The sequence below is a fragment of the Paraburkholderia phymatum STM815 genome (genome assembly GCF_000020045.1).
In the GTDB taxonomy this organism is placed as follows: Bacteria; Pseudomonadota; Gammaproteobacteria; order Burkholderiales; family Burkholderiaceae; genus Paraburkholderia; species Paraburkholderia phymatum.
In genome coordinates, this window is record NC_010625.1 from 175,359 (window position 1) to 193,009 (window position 17,651).

Here is a 17,651-nt window from a genome sequence, read left to right on the forward strand (position 1 = left end):
GTTGCAAAGCTCGGGTTTTCTTGCAGGGAAGGGAGCGTGTCGTTCAATGCATATGCGCGCGTCGATGCCCGGCGACGCCGTAAGCGAGGCGCGCGACGATGCGCTAACATCGGCGCGACTCACCATGCCGACTACTGGAGGCAACTGCATGTCGATCGCACCGGATCTCGATCTCACCGCATTTTCCCGCTACCGCCTGATGGAAGGTCCCACGCCGATCCAGCACCTCGGCCGCTTGAGCAAGCTGGCGGGCAACGTGGATATCTACGTCAAGCGCGACGACCTGATGGGCCTCGGCGGTGGCGGCAGCAAACTCAGAAAGCTCGAGTTCCTGCTAGGCGAGGCGCTCGCGCAAGGCGCAGATACGATCGTCACGGTCGGTGCGCGCCAGTCGAATCACGCGCGGCTCACGGCAGCGGCGGCGGCGCGAGCCGGACTCGCATGCGAAATCGTGCTGACCCGCACGGTGCCGCGCGACGACAACGACTACCTTCACAATGGCAACGTGCTGCTGGACCAACTGCTCGGCGCACGTATTCATGATCTGCCGGGCCATGCCGACGCGATGGCGTTTGCGCAGCATCGCGCGGAAGATCTGCGCAAGTCGGGACGCAAGGTGTATCTCGCGCCGTTGGGCGGCTCGTCCGCGGTGGGCAATCTCGGCTATGCGGCGTGTGCAGCCGAGCTTCTCGGACAGGCGCGCGAAGCGGGGGTCTCCTTCGATCGCATTGCGCTGCCCAATGGCAGCGGCGGCACGCACGCGGGTCTCGTTGCGGGGCTGCTGTCGATGGGCGAAGATCCCGCGCGCGTGGTTGCCTATAACGTGCTGGCGACGCACGAAAGTACGTTGGCCAATACGCGGCTGAAGGCGCAGCAAACGCTTGAGCTGATCCAGCCAGCAGCGATTCTTCCCATCTCGGGCGTCATCGTGGCGGACGGCCAGCGAGGCGACGGATATGGCATTCCCACCGACGCAATGCGTGAAGCGGTGCGGCTTCTCGCGAGCACCGAAGGTCTGCTGCTCGATCCCGTGTACGGCGGCAAGGCGTTTGCGGGCTTGCTGCAAGACATCAGAAGCCAGGCGTTTGCGCCTGGCTCGAAGGTGCTGTTCCTGATGACGGGCGGCTTGCCTGGGCTCTACGCGTATCGCAGCGCGTTTTGATAAAGGCGGCGTGGTCCGAACGCCCGCCCGCGCCTATCGTCAACCCGCCTGACCGGGGCGCGCCAGCTGTTCGCGCACGGCAGCGTCGATCTGGTCGTAATCGCCTTCGCCGAAGTGGCTATAGACGATGTGCCCTTGCTTGTCGATCAGATAGACCGCGGGCCAGTATTGATTGCCGTACGCGTTCCATGTCGCGTAGCTGTTGTCCTGCGCGACGGGGTAGTGCAGGCCGTACTCGGCAATGGCTGCGCTGACTTTCTTCGTTTCGCGCTCGAACGCGTATTCGGGCGTGTGCACGCCGATCACCACCAGGCCTTGATCCTTGTACTTCTCGTACAGCTTCTCGACATGCGGCAGCGTATGAACGCAGTTGATGCAGGTGTATGTCCAGAAGTCCACCAGAACGACCTTGCCGCGCAACTGCTGCATGGTGAGCGGCCGTGAGTTGAGCCATTGGTTGATGCCGGTGAATTCCGGCGCAGCGCGATTCTTGTCGACGGGAACGGCAGTCGCGGCGCCGCTGTTGGCGACGACTGCGCCCAGAGCGGCGATGGCGGCCACTGCGACGACAGTGGCCAGGGTCTTGAATCGGGAGTACATGTCGGCGTCCTTTACCTTGAAGACATGGACGTATTGGAATGAACGCGCGTATCTGCGCTGTGTCGTCATGTCATGCATTTGAATCGTCTTGTATCAGGCGCGCGCTACGATACGTTGATACACAAACGATCCTGTGCCGTGCGCTATAAAGAAGACGACACTCAAGGCTGGAGAGCAGTATGAAACGTCTATTGGCCATCTTGTTCTTTCTTGCGGGCGGACTTGCCGCAGAACTCGTGCATCCCGTTCAGTGCACGCTGATCGCGGCGAGCGGCGCGCAACAGAAGCGTCGCAAGGCGCAGTGAAAACGGACGGGCTTGTTATGCCGAAGTGTTCGCGATGCACGCGAATCATGGGGGTGACTCGCACGGCATTGCGCCGGTGAGCGCGATGTCTTTGGTGTACGATGAACATCCACCCGTAGGCCGCGCAAGGGCCTCAAGGATTTCACCGAGGTACTCAGCAATGGATGTCGCCGACCTGAAGGTCTTCGAGGCAGTGGCCCGTCACGGCAGCATGAACCGGGCGGCTGTCGAACTTCATACCGTTCAGTCCAATGTGACAGCGCGAATCCGCGCTCTCGAACGGGAGATCGGCGTCGCGCTGTTTCAACGGCATGTGCGCGGCGTGAGTCTGACGCCGGCAGGTCAGCGGATGCTGCCGTACGCCGCGCGCATCGCCAAAGTGCTTGCGGACGCACGGCTCGCCGCACTCGACGACGGTCCGCCTGCAGGCGCGCTTGCACTGGGCACGCTCGAAACGACGGCGGCGCTGCGACTGTCACCCATCCTCAGCCACTTCGCGGGAATCTATCCTGATGTGCGCCTGTCGCTGACGACGGGCACGAGTTGCAGTCTCACGGAAGACGTGGCCGCGTGCCGGCTCGACGGCGCATTCGTCGCCGGTCCCATCGATCATCCCGATCTGCATGCCGAGATGATCTTCCAGGAAGAACTGGTGCTGGTGACATCGCGCAACGTGCGCTCGATCGACGCGCTCCCGGCTTCGCCGGACCTGAAGACGATTGTATTCAGACTGGGATGTTCTTACCGTCAGCGGCTCGAAGCGCTGCTTGCGGAGAAGGGCATCGTCACGGCTACGCCCCTCGAATTCGGCTCGCTCGATGCGATCGTCGCGTGCGTTGCGGCGGGTATCGGCGTGACGCTCTTGCCTCGCGGCGTGGTGGCGAGCGCGGCCGAGCGGGGAATCGTCGCGCTTCATGCATTGCCGCCCGAGAAGGCGCAGGTGGCCACGCTGTTCATCCGGCGTCACGACGCGTATGTATCGAGCGCGATGCAGGCTTTCGTCGAAGTCACCCGTTCGCAGCTTGACCCTGTCATGGCGGCTGCCTGAGTTGCCTGCAAGTCACCTGCAAGTCACCTGCTCAAGCCGCCTGCTGCTCCATATCGAGAAGCGGCGCACGGCGTCGTGCGCCATTGACGCGAAAGAAATCTGTGCAAAAGTCGACGAATGTTCTAAAGCGCGCGGGCAGTAATTCCCGATGCGAATAGAACAGACAGACTTCGACTTCGCTGTCCGAGATCGAACAGTTGGGCAAGACGGGAACCAGCTTGCCCGAGGCCATGTCGTCGCGCGCAATCGCTTCGGGTAGCTCCGCGATGCCGGCGCCCGCGAGTGCAGCTGCGCGCAGCAGCACGTCATTGCCATCCATCGACGACATCGGAATCACCTGTACGGGTTCGTCGTTTTCGATCATCTGCACGTAGTTCGTGTTGCGCTGGCGCGATTGCGTCGGCAGCAGCAGGAAGTGCTCGGACAGATCGGCGGCGCGCCGTGGCGTGCCGCGCCGCGCGAGATAGTCGGCCGACGCGACGAGCGAGCGCGACGATCTGAACAAGGTTCTGCGAATCACAGCCGATTGTTCGACCTGATGCGGCGGCAACATTGCCATGTCGAACTGTCCGTCATAGAGGTTCACGGCGCCCTCGTGCACGGACACAACGAGATTCACGTTCGGGGCGACTTCGCGATAGCTCGACAGAAACTGCGAGAACGTATCGCTGACGAGCATCGGATGAATCACGAGACGCAGCTTGCCGCTGTCCACCTCGCGTTCGCGCATGATGCGGCGATTCGCTTCGTCGAGTTCTTCGAGCAGCCGGCAGCAACTCAGGTAGTACGATTGCGCCTCTTCCGTCAGCGTGACGGAGCGCGTCGTGCGATGAAGCACGCGCGTCTGGATGGACGCTTCGAGTTTCGCAATCGCCTTCGAAATGGACCCTGTCGTTACCCCCAGCGAGGCTGCCGCCTTGCTGAAACTCTGGTGCTGCGCCGCCGAAACGAACGCCCTCAACATATAAAGCTGGTCCATGTTCAACCTCCGCTCCGTTGCCGCCGAACTGCACTGGCATCACTCTAGCAACAGATCACGAGGAGAACGCGCGGTTTGTTGTGATACGGGTATCACCCGCGGTGATAGCTGGTCGTCGCGGGCTTGTCCGGCGGCAATGGAACGCGCTTATCAACCGGCCGCTTGCAAACGCGGGTCGAAATCGAACTCCAGCCGGATGCCGCCCGGTTCATAGATCATTGTGTGACGCTTGGGTCCGGCGCCCAGGTTCTCGGGCGCGAACTCGACCTGCACGCCCGGCCACTGCGAAACGCGCCTGAAGATCTCGTCGAAAGCGGCTTCGCTGCCGGCGCGCAGCGCAAGGTGATGCAAACCGACGTTGCTCTTGCGATCGAACTCCACGCGCCTGTCCTGATTCGTGACTTGCCACAACGTCAGCATCACGTGTCCATCCGATACGAACACAGCGGGGTACTCTGGCCTTTCGCCAACCTGGGTCCAGTGCAGGCATTCCACGAAGAAATCGCGCGTCAGGTTCAGATCGCGAACGCTCAGTCCAACGTGATCGATGCCGGCGGTGAGTGCCTGGGTAGTCATATCGAGGCTTCCTGTGCAATGTTCGGGGCGTGGCTTTCGCGATGCGGCGTCGCTACGCAGTAATAGCACGTGAAACGCGCCGAGGCAAAGCCGGACACCTTCGTGGGCGATGCTGGCCATTATAGGCAAGCCTCGCCGCGAACATTCTTGAGCAGCGGGAAAGGAAGTGTTGCGATTCGGCGCTTTTTCTTCGGTGGAAACCATGGGCGCGGGCAAACGTTTGCCAGTTGGTCATAGGCGCGGCGTCGTGCATACTTGCCGGTCATATGCATCGATACCATTACGATGCATCAAAAGCCGAAGAAGCTACCGAGAGGAGAGAACGAGTCATGCCGTTGGTGCCGCTGTCGCAACGGGAAGTCACGATCGGCGTTCCGCTGCCGTTTTCCGTCTATACGGAGGACGGCAGACTGCTGATGGCCCGTGGGCACATCGTTCACAGCGCGGAGCAATGCGAGCGACTTTTTTCGTTAGGGCCGTTCAGGCATCTGCTTCCCGGCGAACGCCGCAACGACGCGCTGGCTGCGCAGGAAAACGCCGCAGCTGCGCCCGCTGCGCGCGCGCGGCGCGATCACGACGAGCAGACATTTGTCGGCCCGTTTCCGCACGCGGGCTGCACCCCCGAAGACTTCGTGATCACGCTGGCCAACGGTCCCGCCATCTCGTCGCGCACCCGCTTCGTCGGTGTGCTCGACGATGCGAGCCTGCTGCTCTCAGGCAAGGACGTCGATCCCGCGTTTGCGCCCGGCGAGGCAATCGAAGGTCAATTCATCGCGGGACGCTACCGGCATGCGTTCGAATCCGAAGTCGTCGGCCGTCATGCGACGCCGTTCGACGTGCTGTATCTGCGCTATCCCACGGAAGTCCGCTCGCGGGCGCTGCGCCGGCATGTGCGCATCGGCATCGACGTGACGGCGCAACTGTCGAGAAACGACCGGCCGATGGCGGGTACGGAAGTGCGCGCGGTCGACCTGAGCGCGGCGGGTGTCGGCCTGCTCGTGAACTCGAATTCGCTCGCGCCCGGCGAGCACTTCAAACTGTCGCTGCCGCTTGCGCGCGCGGGCTGCGTACGCACGGCGCCGCTGAACTGCATCGCGCGCAACCGCCGCACGAAGGGCGGGAAAACCCTGGTCGGCGCGGAGTTCGGCAATACGTCGGGCGACGTGCGCGCACTGGTAAAAGACTACGTGATGGATGTGTTGACGGGAGCCATGCCCGCCGAGCGCAATCCATTGCGCAACGGCGGCTTCGCTTAGGTCGTCAGGCGAGAAAAAAAAGCCGATGTTCTCGCTGGCCAGACTGGTAGCGGACGTCTTGTATGTCTTCGATATCCTGCTGAAGCGCGTCCATTGTGATGCGGCACGCCGCAAGGCCGGCAGAACTATACCTACATATGATTTTCGCGGCGGCCCCATTCCCATAAGATGAACTCACCTTGAACGGCATTACGCAGCAGCGTGCCGTTGTCAACTAACGGCCGAGGAAAACCGCTTGCACAACCATCCGATCGCTTCAGTCATCGACGACGACGAATCCGTCCGTACCGCGATGTCGAGCCTCGTTCGTTCGCTGGATTGGGACGTCCGGCTCTATGCGTCGGCCGAGGCGTTTCTCGCATCCGGCATCGCGAGCAATGTGGCCTGCATCATCTCCGACGTGCAGATGCCCGGCATGAGCGGTCTCGACATGTATCGTCACTTGCTGGAGATGGGCGTCACGCAGCCCATCATTTTCATCTCCGCTTTCGCGTCCGACGCGGTGCGCCGCCAGGCGCTCGATCTTGGCGCAATGTGCGTGCTGACCAAGCCCGTCGACGGCGGCGAAGTCTCGCGCTGTCTCGCGAAGGTGGGACCCGGCAGCGCCAGCGGCGAATGAGGCAGACGCGGAGGCAGCCGCGCTGCCGCGCCGCGACCCCTTGTCAGAGGATTTTGAGGCGTTCGGATACACTTCATTCCGGATCGAAATGGGCCGGCTTCCTGGATGTCCGACTGTCGGGCGGCGTGTGCCGCGGCGCGAATCGGGGTGACGCTGCCCGCAGACAAACGCTCGCGAGGAATGCCTATGCCAAAGAAGTGCCGTCCGCCCCGCAGACCTGCAACACATAGCATGCACGGAGCCTCATGATGTTCCGTCAGGGCGCAGGCATCCCGTCGCCTCGCGACGCGCGCTTTCTCTTTGCTCTTGCCGCTGTCATCGGCGTGATCGTCTTCGTGATCGACGCGCTGACGCCGCTCGATATCGCCATTGCCGTGCTGTACGTGGTCGTGGTGCTGCTCGTGGCGTCGACGGGTTCGCGCCAGGCGACGATCGCGACCGCCTGCGCGAGCGTCGTGCTGACGCTCGTCGCGTTCATGATGTCGCACGACACGAACTACTCGGGCGGCTCGATTGCGCGCTGCATCGTGAGCCTGCTCGCAATCGGCACGACGTCCTTTCTCGCGCTGCGCAACCAGGGCAACACGGCACGGTTGCAGGAACAGATCCAGTTGCTGAACCTGACGCACGACGCGATCGTCGCGTACGACATGAGCGACCGCATCACGTTCTGGAATCAGGGTGCGGAGGAACTGTACGGCTGGACAGCAAGCCAGGCGATCGGCCAGCGCATTCATGAACTGACGCGCACCTCGTCGTCGATTCCCGTCGATGAACTGCGCGACGAAGTGGTGCGCGAAGGGCGCTGGGAAGGCGAGTTGCAGCGCGTGCGCAGCGATGGCAGCACGGTCGTCGTGTCGAGCCGCTTTGCGCTCTGGCGAGACGACAAGGGCAGGCCGCGCGCGGTGCTCGCCACCAACAACGACATCACGGTGCGCAAGCGCATGGAAGCCGAACTGCAGCGGCAGCAGGAAGAACTGCGCGCCACCGTCGACGCGATTCCCGGCTTGGTCTGGAGCTCGTCGCGCGACGGCGAACTGAGCTACATCAACCGCCGCTGGAACGAACTCGGCATCACGCTGACGGGCAATAGCGGCGATGTATGGACGTCGATCGTGCATCCCGACGACTGGCCCGCGATGCATGCGGCGTGGCGGGGCGCGATCGCCACGGGCAAGCCGTTCGAGAACGTGTCGCGCATTCGCCAGAGCAATGGCGCATATCGGTGGATGCATATCGGCGCAGAGCCGCTGCGCGATCAGGATGGCCGCATTCTGCGCTGGTACGGCGTGAATACCGACATCGAAGAGCGCAAGCAGGCGGAGCAGGCGCTGGAGCGCAGCGAAGCGTTTCTGTGCGACGCCCAGCGTCTGAGCCGCACGGGCAGTATCGCGACGCGTCTGCCGACGGGCGAGATGTGGTGGTCCGACGAGGTTTACCGGATCTTCGAATATTCCCCGGACTACATGCCCGCCATGCAGCTGATTCTCGCGCGTACGCACCCCGACGATCTCGCGCTTGTGCGCGACGCGTACGCAGCGGGGCTGTCCGGCGCGCCTTACGTCGACGTCGAACACCGCTTGCAAATGCCGGATGGCCGCATCAAGTACGTACATTACGTCGCGCATCTGGCCGCTCCCCAGTCGGCCAGCAGCGAATACGTGGGCGCGCTGATGGACGTGACGGAACGGCAGCTCGCCCAGGACGCGCTCGACCGCTCGACGGCGGAACTCGCGCACGTGACGCGCGTGACGATGCTGGGCGAACTGGCCGCATCGATCGCGCATGAAGTCACGCAGCCGCTCGCTGCGATCGTCACGGCGGGCGATGCCGCCAATCGCTGGTTGAACCGCGCGAAGCCCGACCTCGGCGAAGTGGGCCAGTCGATCAGCCAGATGGTGCGCGACGCGAAGCGCGCAAGCGACGTGATCCGGCAGATCCGTGCGATGGCGCAGAAGCGCGATCCGAGCCAGACGGTGCTGGACCTGAACGCGATCGTGAGAGAATCGATCGAGCTCGTGCGGCGCGAGCTCGACGCTGCAAGGGTCGAGCTGGAAGCGAGCTACGCGGAGCCGCCGCTGTTCGTATGCGGCGATCGCGTGCAGTTGCAGCAGGTCGTCATCAATCTCGTGATGAATGGCGTGCAGGCGATGGCGGGTGTGACGGGCCGCACGCGCCGCATGCGGATCGGCACGCGCCGCGTGGACGGACGCTATGGCCAGGTCGCCGTCGAAGATTCGGGAACGGGCATCAGCAAGGAAAGCGTCGGACGGCTGTTCAACGCATTCTTCACAACGAAGGCGGATGGCATGGGCATGGGTCTGTCCATCTGCCGGTCCATCGTCGAGGCGCATGGCGGGCGTATCTGGGCGGAGTCCGAAGCAGGTCAGGGCGCGACGATGCAATTCGTGTTGCCGATCGATAAAGGAACGTGCGATGAGCAGTGATGAAATGAATGACGTGAATCCGTCGATCGTCTATGTCGTCGACGACGACGATTCGATGCGCGCGGCCGTCTCGATGTTGCTGCGCTCGGTGGGCTTGCGCGTCGAGGCGTTTGCTTCCGCGCAGGAATTTCTGTCGTTCGACAAGCCCGATATGCCCAGCTGCCTGATTCTCGACGTGCGCCTGAAAGGCCAGAGCGGGCTCGCCGTGCAGGAGCAGATTGCCTCGGGCGACGTGCACGTGCCCATCATCTTCATGACGGCGCACGGCGATATCGCGATGTCCGTGAAGGCGATGAAGGCGGGCGCTATGGATTTTCTCGCCAAGCCGTTCCGCGATCAGGACATGCTCGACGCCGTCGCGAGTGCGCTTGCGAAGGACGAGGAGCGCAGGAAGTCCGAGCGCTCGGTGTCGGACCTGCGGCGCATGTACGAGTCGCTGACGCCGCGCGAGCGCGAGGTGATGGCCTTCGTCGCAAGCGGCCTGATGAACAAGCAGATCGCCGCCGAGATGAACCTCAGCGAGATCACCGTGAAGATCCATCGCGGCCAGGCGATGAAAAAGATGGAGTCCCGCTCGCTCGCCGATTTCGTTCTTAAAGCGGAAGCGCTGGGCGTGAAGTCGCTCGATTCCAGCACGTCGACGCGCACGCAGCGCGGTTCCTGAGCCTCTCTGACGGGCTGTCGACGGCTGTCCCGTCATCACCCTCTCCCGAGTGCGAAGCGGACGCGGCAAGGCGTTCATTTCGCTTCGGCTTCGCTTCTGTGTTGATTCCGCTTCGTTCCACGTCGGTCCGCACGCATGTGCGGCGACCGGCCGCATGTATTTGCACCCGCTGCGAAGGCGTCCGCGCGGGTCGTGCAGCGCGCCTATTAAACCTTCATATAGGTTGATTCAACCATTCGACTGTGTGAGCAACCCTATGTACGGCTAGGCGCGCCAGTTCCGTCCGATTAACTTTGATCCATCGCGGCACGGTCGTTTCGGGCCGCAAACACATCACTGAATCGGATGGACCTGCGATGACCACCACTATGCCCGATCTACCCGCTCCACTCGCCGATGTCGTGTCGCGGCGCCCGGCTTCTCCCATCGTCGCCGAACAGCAATGGCGGCGCATGAATGGGCCGGCGTTCGATATGGCAGCCCGCCGCGACAACGTCGTCGTCGCGCGCTGGACGCATGCTGGCAACGCGCCGCTCGCAGTGGAGAACGAAGGCAGCGTCGCCGATCACTGCATTGGCTTGAATCTGAAGTGCGCGGCGCTCACGTTCGACCACGCGGGCCGCCGGCTCGTGCATGGCCGCCTGACTGCGGGTGCCGCGCAGGTGACGGCGCCCGGCGTGCCGACCAAGGCCGTGTTCGCTTCGTCCGCCGACGTGCTGCATCTGTTCGTCTCACAGCAAGTGCTCGGCGAGTGCTACGAGGATCTGTTCCAGCACTCGCGCGACGGCGACATCGTGCTCGACGATCCCGAGTTGATCCGCGACCCGGTGCTCGAGCGACTCGGTCAGGCGCTGGCCGTTTCGCAGAGCAACGACGCTTCGCTCGGCAAGATCTTCACCGACAGCGTGAGCCTCGCGATCGTGTCGCGTGTCGTCGCCCGTCATTTTGCCGGCGCGACGCGGCGCACGCGCGAAGCCGCGCCGCTGCCGCAGTGGCGCATGAATCGCGTGATCGAATTCGTCGATGCACACCTCGCGGAACCCATCGGCCTTGCCGAGATCGCGTCGAGCGCGGGTCTCACGCGGATGCACTTCGCCGCGCAATTCCGCCGCGCAACGGGCCTGCGCCCGCATGAATACCTGCTGCGCAGACGTGTGGAGCACGCACAGCATCTGCTCGTGACGTCGAAGCACAACGTGATGGATGTCGCGCTCAGCTGCGGATTCCGCTCGCAAGCGCACTTCACGACGGTCTTCAAGAAGTTCGTCGGCGAGACGCCGCACCGCTGGAAGGAGATGACGAACGGCGCGCGCTGAGCAGCGCCGTTCATCCGACAGTCTAGAAGCAATGCCTGAACCGATCGCTTTCCGAAGGAGTTTCGACATGCTGGCAAACGCAAACGCAACGGATCCGTGGACGCAGACTATCGGCCTGCTGAGCACGCCTTACCGCCTGATGGCTGCCGCGAAAGGAACCGCGCAGTCGCGTCGCAACGCGCATTGCGCCGACGGGCGCTTCGGCGCGGCGGTGACGCTGATCGACCGGCCGACGCCGTCGACGGCGACGATTGCCTGGCGCGATTCGACACGCGGCTGTTTCGGCGACCAGGTCTGGCGCATGGCGCGCGCGCGCATATCGGGCTTCTGCGCGATGAGCGGCCAGCCGATCCGTCCCGGTGACGCCGTCTACAAGCCGAACCCGCGCCCCGCGCCCGTCAACGGAGACGCGATGATCCTCGCTTGCGTGCTGCGCGATACGGCGACGCTCTGAACAGCATTCAGCAACACAGCCGTGAATCCAGGGGATTGCGATGCGTTGCTAACTGAGGCTCCGACGAATCTCTCGCGCGGCATGTGGCCGCGCGAGAGGCGGCCGTTACTCGCCCGCGTGTGCCCCGCCCGCCACCTTGCCGCGGAAGATGTAGTACTGGTACAGGTTGTAGCCGATCATCACCGGGAAGATCAACCCGATGCCGGCCAGCATGAACGCAAGCGTGTGCGAGTCGGAGGCCGCCTGCACGATGCCGAGCTTGCCGGGCACGAAGTCGGGGAACAGGCTCACCGCGAGGCCGGCGAACGATACGACGAACAGCGTCACCGCACCGCGAAACGGCCCGCGCGACGAGCCCAGATAGAGCGACACCATGATGAACGCGAAGGCGAACGCCGCCGCGATGCCGAGGGCAATCAGCAGATGCATGACGCCCGGCCGCGACCAGCGCTCGCTGCCGACATCGCTGAAGAACCAAGTCGCGGTAGTCAGCAGCAGCGCGGCCGCCACCGTCAGCATCGCGCTGAGCAGCGCGAGACGCCGCGACCACTGCTCGATCATGCCGACGGTCTTCTTCACCAGATACGTCGCGCCGAGCAGCGCGTAGCCTGCGACCACACCCGTGGCCGCCACGATGACGAATACGTTGTTCATCTCACCCGGCACGAGGCCCGTGATGACCTTGCCGAGCACGACGCCCTGCGCGAGTGCCGCGATCAGGCTGCCGATGCCGAACACCTTGTCCCACAGCGGACCGTGCTCGACGCTATGACGGAACTCGATGGCCGCGCCCCGCATGATGAGCCCCGCGATCAGCGCCATGACGGGCGAGTAGAGGTCCTGCATCAGTTGCGCATAGGCAAGTGGAAACGCGCCGAACAGCCCGCCGCCGAGAACGACGAGCCAGGTTTCGTTCGCGTCCCACACATGGCCGATCGATTCGACCATCACGTCGCGGTCCGCGCGGCGCGCGCGCAGCAGGCTGAGAATACCGACGCCGAGATCGAAGCCGTCCGTCACGACGTAGAAGGCCAGCATCAGGCCGAGCAGGCCGAACCAGACGTAGGCCAGCAGCGAATGAGTAGTGCTATCCATGAGGCAACCTCTTGAGCAGTGGACGCGGCATCAATAGCCGGAAACGGACGTTGGTGCCGCCGCGGTGCGCGCGGCGTCGATCGCGGGCGGCAGGCTGGTGAGATCCGGGCCCTTGCGCAGCCAGCGGCACGCGAGGACGAAGAACGTAACGAGCAGCACGGCATAGAACGCGAAGAACATCGCCATGCTGAGCGACACGGCAGAAGGCGCGACCGTCGACGCCGCCTGGCTCGTGCGCAGCAGCCCATACACAACCCAAGGCTGACGGCCTACTTCGCGCACGATCCAGCCCGCTTCGACGGCGACATAGGGCAGCGGAATGCACAGCACCCAAGCGAGCAGCAGTTTGCGGCGCGCCAGCAAAGCGTCGAGGCTGCCGCGCGCCTTGCGCAGCGCGTAAGCCGTCCAGAACGCGAGCAGCATGAAGCACAAGCCGATGCCCGCCATCGCGCGGAACGCGTAATAGAGCAGGGGAATCATGGGCGGCTGGTCTTCGCGCGCGAAGTCGGTGAGGCCCTTCACCTGGCCGTGAAGCGAGTGCGTGCCGAGCACGCTTAGCATGCCGGGGACTTCGAGCGACCAGTCGTTGCGCTGCGCTTTCTGATCGGGCCATGCAAGCAGCGACCATGACGCACCCGTGCCGGACGCATTGGTGTGCCAGTGGCCTTCGATGGCGGCACCCTTCGCGGGCTGCGTCTCGAACACGCTCACGCCGCTCGAATCGCCGAGCCAGATTTGCAGCGGCGCCGCGACGACGAGCACCGAGAGCGCGATCTTGAACGAGCGTGCGAAGAACTCCGGATGGCGCTTGCGGAACAGGTTGTACGCGGAGATACCCGCGATGACGAACATGCCCGTTTCGATCGCCGCGACCCACATGTGCGATACGCCCCACACCATGTCGGGATTGAAGATCGCAACGAGATAATCCGTCACCTCGATCTTGCCGTTGACGACGGCATAACCCGCCGGCGTCTGCATCCACGAGTTGGCGACCATGATCCAGAACGCAGAGATGCTCGAGCCGAGCGCAACCATCGACGTCGCGAACAGATGCACGCCGCGCGGCACGCGCCCCCAGCCGAGCAGCATCACGCCGACGAAGCCCGCTTCGAGCATGAACGCCATCGCGCCTTCGAAGCCGAGAATGTTGCCGATGAATTGCCCGCTATACTGCGAAAAGCCTGCCCAGTTGGTGCCGAACTGAAACTCCATCGGAATGCCGCTGACGACGCCGACCGCGAAGTTCAGCACGAGGAGCTTGCTCCAGAAACGCGCCTGGCGGTAGTACATTACGTCACCCGTCTTGATCCACAGCGCTTCGACGAGCACAAGAAAAGCCGAGAGACTGATGGTGAGGATGGGCCACAGAATGTGGAAGATGGCCGTCATCGCGAACTGCGCGCGCGACAGGTTGGCAACATGATCAAGCATGGCGGGTCTCCTCGCGTTGCGACGCGGGCGGCACGGCGATGGCGCGCGGCGCGGAGTCGGGGCCCACGGCGGCGGCGCGCACGATTTTCACGGGCACGGACTTGTACGACGGCGTGCGGCTCTGCGGATCGAACGCATAGAGCGGCACGAGCGGATTCACTTCCGGGTAGTACGCGCCGCAGCAACCATTGGGCAGCGAATACTCGACCACCTTGAAGCTGCGGATCACGCGCTCGATGCCGTCCGTCGACAGCGCGACGAGGTCGACGCGCTCGCCCGGATGCAGTCCGCGTTTTTGCAGTTCGTGCTGGTTCATGAACACGACGTCGCGTTGCCCGAACACACCGCGATAGCGGTCCGAATGCGAGTACAGCGTCGTGTTGTACTGATCGTGGCTGCGCATGGTGGTAAGCCAGAGCGCATCGGGATCGTCCTGCCACGGGTCTTCGTCGAGTCCCTTGAAGACGAGGAAATTCGCGCGACCCGTCGGCGTGTCCCACACGCGCTCGCGTGCCGGCGACACGAGATGAAAGCCGCCCGGCACGCGGATGCGCTCGTTGTACGCCTGGAAGATCGGGAACACGATTTCGATCGCATCGCGGATACGATCGTAGTTCGCGACCATCTGCTCCCACGGCACACGCGACTGCTCGCCGAGCGTCGCACGCGCAATGCCCGCGACGATGGCCGGCTCGCTCAGCAGATGCGGCGAAGCGGGCTGGTTGCGGCCTGCAGATGCATGCACCATCGACATCGAATCTTCGACGGTGATCGATTGCGGGCCATCCGCCTGAACGTCGATCTCGGTGCGGCCGAGGCAGGGCAGAATCAGTGCGGCCTTGCCGTGCACCAGATGACTGCGGTTGAGCTTGGTCGCGATGTGCACTGTCAGATCGAGCTTGCGGATGTGTTCTTGCATGCGGACCCAGTCGGGAATCGCGGACGCGAAGTTACCGCCCAGCGCGACGAAGACCTTCGCGTCGCCGCGCATCATCGCTTCGAGCGTCGCGATCACGTCGTTGCCGTGCCCGCTTGGCGCGCGAAAGCCGAACGCGCGCTCGATTCCGTCTATCAGCGCCTCGCCCGGTTTCTCCGTGATACCGACGGTGCGGTTTCCCTGCACGTTCGAGTGTCCGCGCACGGGGCAGATGCCTGCGCCCGGACGGCCCACGTTCCCGCGCAGCAGCGCGAGGTTCGCGATCTGCTGGACATTCTCCGTGCCGCGATGATGCTGCGTGATGCCCATGCCGTACACGAGAATCGCGTTTTGTGCCTGCATGTAGAGGTTGGCGGCGTTTTCGATGTCGGCACGCGACAGGCCCGAATACCGTTCGATCGCGTCCCACGGTGTGGCGCGCAGATCGTCGAGCAGCGCGTCGATGCCATGCGTATGGCCTTCGATAAACTCGATGTCGAGGATGCGCGGCGCGTCGGCGGCGAGCGCGGCGTCGTCGGCTGCGACGATGGCCTTCATCATCCCTTTGAGCACGGCTACATCGCCGCCCACGCGCACCTGATACAAAAACGCGCTAATGGACGTGTAGCCGAGCGTCGCCATTTCGACGGGATCCTGCGGCGACGCGAAGCGCTCCAGCGCTCGCTCGCGAAACGGATTGAACGACACGATCTTCGCGCCGCGACGCGCCGCCGAATGCAGATCGCTCATCATGCGCGGGCTGTTTGTGCCGGGGTTCTGCCCGAAAATGAAAATTGCGTCTGCATGCTCGAAGTCTTCGAGCAGCACCGTGCCCTTGCCGACGCCGATCGACTGCGGCAGGCCGACACTGGTAGCTTCATGACACATGTTCGAGCAGTCGGGGAAGTTGTTGCTGCCGAATTCGCGCACGAACAACTGATAGAGAAATGCCGCTTCATTCGAAGCGCGGCCCGACGTGTAGAAGTCTGCCTGGTCGGCATGATCGAGTGCATTCAGATGACGCCCGACCAGCGCGAATGCATCTTCCCAGCGAATGGGCACATACCGGTCCGACTTGCCGTCGTAGACCATCGGATGCGTGAGGCGGCCCGCCATCTCCAGGTCGTAGTCGTCCCATGCGGCCAGCTCGGACACGCTGTGCGAAGCGAAGAACTCCGGTGTGCAGCGGTTCGCCGTCGCTTCCCACGCGACGGCCTTCGCGCCGTTCTCGCAGAATTCGAACGACGAGGTGTGCTTCGGGTCGGGCCATGCGCAGCCGGGACAATCGAAGCCTTCCGGCTGGTTCATACGCAGCAGCGTCCTGGCGCCGGAGACGGGGATGCCCTGAAGCGCCAGCGCTTCACCCGTTGCCTTGAGCGCGCCCCAACCGCCTGCGGGGTCGCTGTAAATGCGGATCACCTTCTTTTTGCCCATTTGCTTTTCCTCTGCAGTGCAATCAGTGCCATTGAGCGAATGATCGGACGACGCAGGCAACAGGGCTTGCACGTTTGCCCGCTGCTTGCCTATCCACACGGGGAACGCGCTTTGCTCAGATGAAGCTTTCCCCCACCCGCAATGGAGGCGCACATGTCCAGCACGAAGAAGGAACTGAACCCGACTAGCGAGAAGCCGGAGCATCGCGTCGACGAGGCAATCGAAGACACGTTTCCGGCCAGCGACGCGCCCGCGCAGGGCGGCACGACGCGCATCGAATCCGACGACGAGGCGAACGAAGACAAGGCGAACGAAGACAAGCCGGATCGGTCAGGAAGCGGCGGCAGCTGAGCCGGTGTGACGCGGTGGCACAACGGTTGCTCGCGCTTCGACGAACAATGACTCCGCACAACCGACCGACATGGACACGAATCGAGAACGACCCACGTCACGCCTGCAGGCGGTTCATCGGAAGGTGACGGTGGTGGGCGCGGCGAAGGACACGATCGGCCGCTTCTCGAACCACCGATGCGCGATGATGGGATCGAGCATCGCGTTTTACTGCGCGTTCTCGCTCGCCCCGACGCTGCTCATCGTGCTCGCGGTGCTCGGCTGGTTCTTTGGCCAGGACGCCGCGCAGGGACGACTGTTCGGCCAGGTGAAAGACATTGTCGGAACGGAGGCGGCGAGCGCGATGCAGGCGATCGTCGAGCATGCGCATCGTTCGCACGCCGGCGGTTTCGCGGCCCTGATTTCGGTGGTGCTGCTTGCGGTCGGCGCATCCGCGACGTTCTCGTCGCTCAACACGGCGCTCGACGTCGTGTTTGCCGTGCGCGCGCCGAAAGGCATCGCCGGCGTCGCGCTGTTGCTGCGCGCACGGCTGGTGTCGCTGGGACTCGTGATGGGGCTCGCGTTTCTACTGGTCGTGTCGCTCGTGGTGGACGTCGCGATTCAAACCGTCGGCAGCATGCTGTTCGGAACGGACGCGCTCAACGCGTTCGCCGACGCCGCGCAATCCGTGTTCGGTCTGGCGCTGCTGACGGTCGGTCTCGGTGCGCTCATCAAGTGGCTGCCGGACACGCATGTCGCATGGCGTCCAGCCGTTGTGGGGGGCTTCGTCGCGGCCTTTCTCTTCACGGCGGGGCGGCATTTGTTCGTGCTGTATCTTGCGCATGCCGGGACGGCGGGCGCGTTCGGCGCGGCAGGCTCGCTGGCCGTGCTCATGATGTGGCTGTATTTCTGCGCCGTCGTCTTTCTGCTGGGCGCGGAGGTCACGGCAACGCTTGGCGGCGCGCCCCACGACGAGGCGGCATTCGAGCACGAAACCGCGCATCGCTGAGTGCGGA

Annotated in this window: 17 protein-coding genes; 11 read left to right on the forward strand and 6 right to left on the reverse strand. The window is 63.7% G+C overall.

The window, feature by feature from the left end; genetic code table 11:
• The first annotated feature begins 148 nt into the window (after positions 1 to 148).
• Positions 149 to 1,162 (forward strand): D-cysteine desulfhydrase family protein, encoded by a 1,014-nt coding sequence (locus BPHY_RS28470; protein ID WP_012404917.1) that lies wholly within the window; start codon positions 149 to 151, stop codon positions 1,160 to 1,162.
• Positions 1,163 to 1,201: 39 nt separating this feature from the next.
• On the opposite strand, the gene BPHY_RS28475 is transcribed toward BPHY_RS28470, so the two are convergent.
• Entirely contained in the window at positions 1,202 to 1,762 is a 561-nt protein-coding gene (locus tag BPHY_RS28475; RefSeq protein WP_012404918.1) for a thioredoxin family protein, read from the reverse strand.
• A 179-nt stretch (positions 1,763 to 1,941) separates the two neighbouring features.
• Here BPHY_RS28475 and BPHY_RS43925 point away from each other — a divergent pair, with 179 nt between their 5' ends.
• Together BPHY_RS43925 and BPHY_RS28480 are read left to right on the forward strand one after the other, a co-directional pair.
• Positions 1,942 to 2,067 (forward strand): hypothetical protein, encoded by a 126-nt coding sequence (locus tag BPHY_RS43925; RefSeq protein WP_279612544.1) that lies wholly within the window; start codon positions 1,942 to 1,944, stop codon positions 2,065 to 2,067.
• A 160-nt stretch (positions 2,068 to 2,227) separates the two neighbouring features.
• Complete coding sequence (locus BPHY_RS28480) at positions 2,228 to 3,115, forward strand: LysR family transcriptional regulator (protein WP_012404919.1); 888 nt, start codon at positions 2,228 to 2,230, stop codon at positions 3,113 to 3,115.
• A 31-nt stretch (positions 3,116 to 3,146) separates the two neighbouring features.
• On the opposite strand, the gene BPHY_RS28485 is transcribed toward BPHY_RS28480, so the two are convergent.
• Both BPHY_RS28485 and BPHY_RS28490 read right to left on the reverse strand, forming a co-directional pair.
• Positions 3,147 to 4,094, reverse strand: coding sequence for a LysR family transcriptional regulator (locus BPHY_RS28485; RefSeq protein WP_012404920.1), 948 nt, complete (start codon positions 4,092 to 4,094; stop codon positions 3,147 to 3,149).
• Positions 4,095 to 4,244: 150 nt separating this feature from the next.
• Positions 4,245 to 4,670 carry a VOC family protein gene (locus BPHY_RS28490; RefSeq protein WP_041765590.1) on the reverse strand — a complete coding sequence of 142 codons (426 nt, stop codon included), beginning with the start codon at positions 4,668 to 4,670 and terminating at the stop codon, positions 4,245 to 4,247.
• 329 nt (positions 4,671 to 4,999) lie between these two features.
• Between BPHY_RS28490 and BPHY_RS28495 the strand changes: the two genes are divergently transcribed.
• From BPHY_RS28495 to BPHY_RS28520, 6 genes are all read left to right on the forward strand, one after another.
• On the forward strand, positions 5,000 to 5,926 hold the full coding sequence (locus BPHY_RS28495) for a flagellar brake protein (RefSeq protein ID WP_012404922.1): 927 nt from the start codon (positions 5,000 to 5,002) through the stop codon (positions 5,924 to 5,926).
• Between the two features lie 235 nt (positions 5,927 to 6,161).
• Positions 6,162 to 6,545, forward strand: coding sequence for a response regulator transcription factor (locus tag BPHY_RS28500; RefSeq protein ID WP_012404923.1), 384 nt, complete (start codon positions 6,162 to 6,164; stop codon positions 6,543 to 6,545).
• A 245-nt stretch (positions 6,546 to 6,790) separates the two neighbouring features.
• Positions 6,791 to 8,992 (forward strand): PAS domain-containing sensor histidine kinase, encoded by a 2,202-nt coding sequence (locus BPHY_RS28505; protein ID WP_012404924.1) that lies wholly within the window; start codon positions 6,791 to 6,793, stop codon positions 8,990 to 8,992.
• Positions 8,982 to 9,656: a response regulator transcription factor gene (locus tag BPHY_RS28510; protein WP_012404925.1), complete on the forward strand. Its 675-nt coding sequence runs from the start codon at positions 8,982 to 8,984 to the stop codon at positions 9,654 to 9,656. The genes BPHY_RS28505 and BPHY_RS28510 overlap by 11 nt, the downstream gene beginning before the upstream one ends.
• 356 nt (positions 9,657 to 10,012) lie before the next feature.
• Positions 10,013 to 10,972 carry a helix-turn-helix domain-containing protein gene (locus BPHY_RS28515; protein ID WP_012404926.1) on the forward strand — a complete coding sequence of 320 codons (960 nt, stop codon included), beginning with the start codon at positions 10,013 to 10,015 and terminating at the stop codon, positions 10,970 to 10,972.
• A gap of 67 nt (positions 10,973 to 11,039) precedes the next feature.
• Complete coding sequence (locus tag BPHY_RS28520) at positions 11,040 to 11,426, forward strand: DUF3331 domain-containing protein (protein WP_012404927.1); 387 nt, start codon at positions 11,040 to 11,042, stop codon at positions 11,424 to 11,426.
• 105 nt (positions 11,427 to 11,531) lie between these two features.
• On the opposite strand, the gene BPHY_RS28525 is transcribed toward BPHY_RS28520, so the two are convergent.
• The 3 genes from BPHY_RS28525 to BPHY_RS28535 are packed head-to-tail and all read right to left on the reverse strand — an operon-like array spanning position 11,532 to position 16,305.
• A complete protein-coding gene (locus tag BPHY_RS28525) occupies positions 11,532 to 12,521 on the reverse strand; it encodes a cytochrome d ubiquinol oxidase subunit II (RefSeq protein ID WP_012404928.1) in 990 nt (329 codons plus the stop codon).
• A gap of 30 nt (positions 12,522 to 12,551) precedes the next feature.
• Positions 12,552 to 13,955 carry a cytochrome ubiquinol oxidase subunit I gene (locus BPHY_RS28530; protein ID WP_012404929.1) on the reverse strand — a complete coding sequence of 468 codons (1,404 nt, stop codon included), beginning with the start codon at positions 13,953 to 13,955 and terminating at the stop codon, positions 12,552 to 12,554.
• On the reverse strand, positions 13,948 to 16,305 hold the full coding sequence (locus BPHY_RS28535) for an FdhF/YdeP family oxidoreductase (protein ID WP_012404930.1): 2,358 nt from the start codon (positions 16,303 to 16,305) through the stop codon (positions 13,948 to 13,950). Before BPHY_RS28535 ends, BPHY_RS28530 begins: the two co-directional genes overlap by 8 nt.
• 153 nt (positions 16,306 to 16,458) lie before the next feature.
• Here BPHY_RS28535 and BPHY_RS28540 point away from each other — a divergent pair, with 153 nt between their 5' ends.
• Positions 16,459 to 16,656 (forward strand): hypothetical protein, encoded by a 198-nt coding sequence (locus BPHY_RS28540; RefSeq protein ID WP_041765970.1) that lies wholly within the window; start codon positions 16,459 to 16,461, stop codon positions 16,654 to 16,656.
• Between the two features lie 70 nt (positions 16,657 to 16,726).
• A complete protein-coding gene (locus BPHY_RS28545) occupies positions 16,727 to 17,644 on the forward strand; it encodes a YihY/virulence factor BrkB family protein (protein ID WP_012404932.1) in 918 nt (305 codons plus the stop codon).
• Positions 17,645 to 17,651: the final 7 nt, after the last annotated feature.